General features: G+C 67.5%; 6 protein-coding genes. 3 read left to right on the plus strand and 3 right to left on the minus strand.

The features are described 5' to 3' along the window. Positions 1 to 93: 93 nt before the first annotated feature. The 3 genes from IE258_RS40405 to dcd form a co-directional block, all read right to left on the minus strand. Positions 94 to 363, minus strand: a complete 270-nt coding sequence (locus tag IE258_RS40405; protein WP_189750776.1) for a hypothetical protein — start codon at positions 361 to 363, stop codon at positions 94 to 96. Between the two features lie 105 nt (positions 364 to 468). Continuing rightward, positions 469 to 870, minus strand: a complete 402-nt coding sequence (locus tag IE258_RS40410) for a hypothetical protein (RefSeq protein WP_189750777.1) — start codon at positions 868 to 870, stop codon at positions 469 to 471. Positions 871 to 879: 9 nt separating this feature from the next. Further along, positions 880 to 1,467 carry a dCTP deaminase gene (dcd, locus tag IE258_RS40415; protein WP_189750778.1) on the minus strand — a complete coding sequence of 196 codons (588 nt, stop codon included), beginning with the start codon at positions 1,465 to 1,467 and terminating at the stop codon, positions 880 to 882. 110 nt (positions 1,468 to 1,577) lie between these two features. On the opposite strand from dcd, the gene IE258_RS40420 reads away from it, so the two are divergent. From IE258_RS40420 to thyX, 3 genes are all read left to right on the plus strand, one after another. After that, on the plus strand, positions 1,578 to 2,174 hold the full coding sequence (locus IE258_RS40420; protein WP_189750779.1) for a DUF262 domain-containing protein: 597 nt from the start codon (positions 1,578 to 1,580) through the stop codon (positions 2,172 to 2,174). After that, a complete protein-coding gene (locus IE258_RS40425) occupies positions 2,171 to 2,392 on the plus strand; it encodes a hypothetical protein (RefSeq protein ID WP_189750780.1) in 222 nt (73 codons plus the stop codon). Before IE258_RS40420 ends, IE258_RS40425 begins: the two co-directional genes overlap by 4 nt. 303 nt (positions 2,393 to 2,695) lie before the next feature. Beyond that, on the plus strand, positions 2,696 to 3,196 hold a 501-nt coding region (gene thyX, locus IE258_RS40430), incomplete at its 3' end, for an FAD-dependent thymidylate synthase (protein ID WP_189750781.1).

Raw genomic sequence — 3,196 nt, forward strand, 5'->3', positions numbered from 1 at the left:
ACACGTACCTTTGACCGCGCCACCGAGAAGTGAGGGCCTGAAAGTGACGGTGCCCCGCCTGAGGCAAGCAGGCGGGGCACCGTCGTTCGCACCCTACTTCGTAGTGATCGTCACCCGTCCACCCGCCGCGATCTGCTCCGCGTACGCCGTCAGATGCGACTCCGGAAGCTGATGCCCGGCCGCCTCACGAGCCCACACCCGCGAGACCGCCTCCTTCACCTCCGGCACCGGACGCCCGGTGTACTCCGGCGACAGGGCGTTAATCTTCCGGGTCATCTTCGCGGCCCAGTCGTCCACCAGCTTGGCAGCCGCCTTCTTCAGCGCTGCCTCGTTGAACGTGACCTTTACTCGGGACTTCGCCACAGGGGTCTCCTCCCCGCAGGGACCACCGGGCGCGGGTAAGCCGCCCCATGCGGCTCACGGCAGTCCAACTCCCCCAACGCTACCCGTGGCCACTGACAGCCGGGATCACTCCTCATACGGCGCAGGCTGACGCGTCCTGCGCTCCGTGTCCTTCCCGTAGTCCGCCATCAGCTCCGACAGCGTGCTGGACTTGAACTGCGGCGGGAACGCAGTGTGGACGTCCAGCGTCCCGTTATCGATCATGTTCAGGGCGCGCACGTCGGCACGGGAGAAGGCGTTAGCGCCGTCCCGTTTCACCAGGAGGACGATCTCCCTCGCATCGCATGACCCGTTGTCGCAGTACAGCTCGATGCGGCCGGGGTCGTCGTCACGGTCGGACTCGGATCGTTTGATGGTCTGCCCGCCGCAGAACATGCACTGCACCGGGTTGGGCTCGTTGGCCCACGTGGTCTTGGGCTGATGGCGGCGCAGCCACGGCGTGGCCCCCGCCTCCCACTCGTTTGACATGGCCGCAGCCTAGCCGCGGGGCAGGACGGTGCGGTGGAAGTTCTTCCAGGAGCGGGAAGCGGTCGGGCCACGCTGCCCCTGATACCGGGACCCGCGGACCGTGCTGCCGTAGGGGTGCTCAGCGGGGCCGGTCATCTGGAAGACGCACAGCTGGCCGATCTTCATGCCCGGCCACAGCAGCAACGGAGCGCGGGTGAGGTTGGACAGCTCGAGGGTGATGTGGCCGTGGAAGCCGGGGTCGATGAACCCGGCCGTGGAGTGCGTGATCAGCCCGAGCCGACCCAAGGACGACTTTCCCTCCAGGCGGCCAGCGAGGTCGTCACCGAGGCGGACTTCCTCGTAGGTGGAGGCAAGGACGAACTCGCCCGGGTGCAGCACGAACGGCTCCCCGCCCCTCGTCACCCGCACCTCACGCGTCAGGTCGGCTTGCTCCTGCGCAGGATCGATGAACGGCACGGCGTGCGAGTCGAACACGAGGAAGCGGTCGTCGAGGCGGACGTCGATCGACGCGGGCTGAAGCATGTCCGGGTCATACGGGGACACGCCGAGCCGGCCGTTGGCTATCGCCTGGTGAATGTCGCGGTCGGAGAGCAGCACCCGGCCAAGCTACGGCCCACCCGCGGGCAGCGTTCCCCCCTCTCTCGCACCACACCCCTTGTGCGTCCAGCACTGGACATGTATTGTGATGGACATAGAAAGGAGTCGTCATGACCCGACAGACCGCACAGCCGCTGGAGCACCTCAGCCTGAACGCCGCCGACCGCCAGGCACGTGAGATTGCACGCTCCTTCAGCGAGTCGTTCGGCCTCGACCTCAACCCGCCCTACCAGCGCGGCCGAGTCTGGAACGAAGATCAGAAGATCGCCCTCATCCGGTCGTGGCTCACCGGTACCCCCACCGGCGTCGTCATCTTCAACGATCGGTCGACGCCCGAGTGGAAGGCCGCCAACGGCTACGACCCCATCGAACGCGATGAGGCCATGTACGCATGCATCGACGGTCAGCAGCGCATCAGCACCGCCCAGGCCTGGTTCTCCAGCGAATTGGCCGTGCCCGCGTCCTGGTTCGACCCGGCCGACGTTGAGACCACAGAAGACACCGACGACGGTCCCTACGTTCGCTGGAACGGCCTGACCCTGTCCCGGCAACGGCACTTCGCTAACCGTGCCCACCTGACGGTCGCGACCGCCCGAGTGGCCACGGTCCAGGAAGAGGCCGCGATCTACCTGCTGGTCAACGGGGGCGGCACCCCGCAGACCGACGCCGACATGCGCAACGCGGCCAACGTGGCGGTACAGCGGTGAGCGAGACGCGCGACAAGCTGACCCACCGTGCGGAGGAGCTGCGCGACCTACGCGCCTCCGTCGCGGTGCAGCTGAAGGACGTGGCTGCCGAACTGTGGCGGGACGGCCTGGAGAACGTCCGCGAGATTGGGCGGCTTACTGGGCTGTCCCGCACCACCCTGTACGCCGCTCTCCGTGAGCGGGGAATCGAACCGACCGACCGCACCGCCGACCAGTGAAGGGCACCCCGTGTACCGCACGGGGTGCCTACTTGCCGGCCTGCCACTCCTCCAGCTCCCGCCTGCACAGGACGCACAGCGGGTTTCCGCCGGACCCGTAGCGGTGGCAGGGCTGCTGGCACTTCGAGCACGGCCCGACCTGCGACGGCGCGCACTCAGGCAAAGGCGGCTTCGGCCGGGCGACAGGGGCTGGGGCAGGGGTGCTCATGCGGTCATCCTACGGACAGGGTGGGGGGAACGATTCGCCGCAATCCCGGAACACTGGGAGACGGCATCCCCTCCCCGCCTGATCGGAGCCTTCCCATGCCCGAGCCCCTGGAGCCGACCTTCCGCAGCAGCATGACCGTCGAGCTGGTGAAGCACACCGCGTCCGACGCCGACGTGCTGTTCGCCGCCCGCGTCTCCACCGCCGGGGAGCAGTCCCTCAACGAGATCGGGAAGGACCCGGAGCGGTCAAAGGGCCTGATCAACTACCTGATGCGGGAAAGGCACGGGTCACCTTGGGAGCACACGTCGATGACGTTCCTGATCAGCGCACCGATCTTCGTGTTCCGCGAGTTCCACCGCCACCGGGCCGGCTGGAGCTACAACGAATCTTCCGGGCGTTACCGGGAGCTCGAGCCGGTCTTCTACTGGCCCTCCGCGGACCGCAAGCTCGTGCAGCAGGGCAAGCCCGGTCACTACACGTTCGTGGACGGCCCGCCCGGGATGCACGACTTCACGTGCGTGCAGATGGAGATCGCCTACCGGGAGGCGTACTCGGCTTACGAGCAGATGCTCGCCGCAGGTGTCGCCCGCGAGGTC

The sequence above is a fragment of the Streptomyces tendae genome, from assembly GCF_014650435.1.
Lineage (GTDB): Bacteria > Actinomycetota > Actinomycetes > Streptomycetales > Streptomycetaceae > Streptomyces > Streptomyces tendae.

Excerpts from the sequence above, each read along its gene's own strand:
- IE258_RS40410 (WP_189750777.1), bottom strand. The coding sequence starts at position 870 with ATGTCAAACGAGTGGGAGGCGGGGGCCACGCCGTGGCTGCGCCGCCAT.
- IE258_RS40420 (WP_189750779.1), top strand. The coding sequence starts at position 1,578 with ATGACCCGACAGACCGCACAGCCGCTGGAGCACCTCAGCCTGAACGCC.